Source organism: Desulfovibrio sp. 1214_IL3152 (genome assembly GCF_036763055.1).
In the GTDB taxonomy this organism is placed as follows: domain Bacteria; phylum Desulfobacterota; class Desulfovibrionia; order Desulfovibrionales; family Desulfovibrionaceae; genus Desulfovibrio.
On the sequence record NZ_JBAIYW010000500.1, the window covers coordinates 1 to 1,815 of the forward strand.

1 protein-coding gene and 1 pseudogene are annotated in these 1,815 nt (G+C 60.2%); both read right to left on the reverse strand.

Annotation, left to right across the window (positions count from 1 at the left end):
• On the reverse strand, positions 1-904 hold a 904-nt coding region (locus V6C07_RS10780; protein ID WP_333536488.1), incomplete at its 3' end, for an MFS transporter.
• Between the two features lie 70 nt (positions 905-974).
• A pseudogene (locus V6C07_RS10785) lies at positions 975-1,815 on the reverse strand (PEP/pyruvate-binding domain-containing protein); the annotation flags it as partial.

The window sequence follows — 1,815 nt, forward strand, 5'->3', positions numbered from 1 at the left end:
TGCACAAGAGCGTCACCCTGTAGCGCGGCATGGTGTCCAGCCGGTTGCTGCCCGCAAGGCGCACAAGAATTATGGTCAGGGTGTAAACGCTGAAGAACCAGGCCGGGTTTGCTCCTGTGACCGAGCACAGCCCCTTGATGAAGAATATGGCCTGTACGGTCATGATGCTGAAGGCCAGACAGGCCAGATAAACAAAAAGCAGGCCCGATCGGCTCACAGCCTGCCACAGGGCGCGGCCCGACATGCCGCCGCCGTCCTCGGGGGGCATTTCGGGCGTTCTCAGGCGCGGGGCCAGGGGAATCAGCATGAGCAGCGAGGGCAGGCCGAGCAGGGAGGATGCCGCAAAAAGCCCGGCTTCTCCGCCCAGCAAGGGCAGTATGGGTTCCGCGGCTGCGGGAATGATGGAATAGGGCAGCAGCATGGTGAGAGAAAAAATGGCAAAGCCGCGCGCGCTCTGGCCCTTGGGAATGCAACTGACAAGCACGGCCACGGTGCAGCTTGAAAAAACGGCCAGGGCAATGCCCTGCACGATGCGCAACGTCCAGATCATTCCGATGGTGTGCGGGCCGCCCACATGTGCATAGCCCAACATGACGCAGCTTGATATGACGATGGAAACGGCCATGGCGGCCAGTTTGCCGCGCCGGAGCAGCAGCACGCTCGCCAGCGGGCGGAACAGCAGCACCATGGCGAACATGGATGCCAGCAGCACTCCGCGCCAGTTGGGGCTGATGGACATGCCTTCCAGCCATTGCTCAAAGCAGTAAAAAACGGCGATAAAGCTGTTGCAGAACATGGTCATGCAAAACAGCAGAATAAAGTCACGGCTTAACAGGGTTTGCGGCGGTTCCGGCGATACCGGCGGCCGCACGGTTTCAACAGGGGAAGCGGCAAGGGGCGACATGTGGCCTCAATTACGTTATGCCGCGCTCGTCGCGGCAAGGGCGCAACGGCTGCTCCAGGGGGAGCTGCGGCTAATGGTACTCGCCTTTGAGAAATTTTTCGGCATAGGCCGACACTGCGGCCTCGTCCACCATAAGCATATCCATCTGGCGAGTCATGATAAGCAGACGCCCCAGCTGATCAAGGCGTGAGCACAGCTCGGGCCGTGGATACTTCTGGTAGCGCGCGCGTATCCTATCACCGGTAAGCTCAACGGTAAAGCCAAGCTCTTTGAGGATAAGCCCTATGCAGCGTACCCGGCGTACGCGCTGTACATCGTTTGCGGCTCCGCCTGCGAACTCAAAGCGGATGTAGTTCTTGCTCAGCGTGTCGCCGCACCAAGTGTCAAGAATGGCATAATGGTAGCCGACCCGTGATGAAAAGTTGAGGTAACGGTCTGAAACAATGGCGTAGCTGCGCTGGCCAAAGCGCGAACAGCCTTCTTCATTGCAGCCAATGACGCTTTGCCCCATAACCGAGAGAAAGCCGCGCATGTTGACCGGTCGCGGCCCGCGCGACTGCACTGCGGGGTTGAGCATGCCGTCGAGCACATGGCTGAAGGGAACGCTGGTCACGTCTTCGGGCAGCACGCGCCGCGCCTCAGGGTTGCGCAGGCCCCCGCCAAGGTCGATTATATAAAGATCAAGGGGAATGGAGCTTACAAGCTGGCTGGCAACACCGGCGCTGTTTTCCGTAACGCTGTCTGAAAGCTGGAACATCTCGGCATAGCTCATTTCGTGAGCGTAGCGCATGACGTCGTGCAGCGAGGTGCAGTGCTCCGGGGTAAAGGTGTCGGCCCTGGGGTCCACCAGGTGCAGCGGCAGAATATACGGGGCCACGCGGCGCAGAAGCATGAGGGCGGGGCTGTCGGCC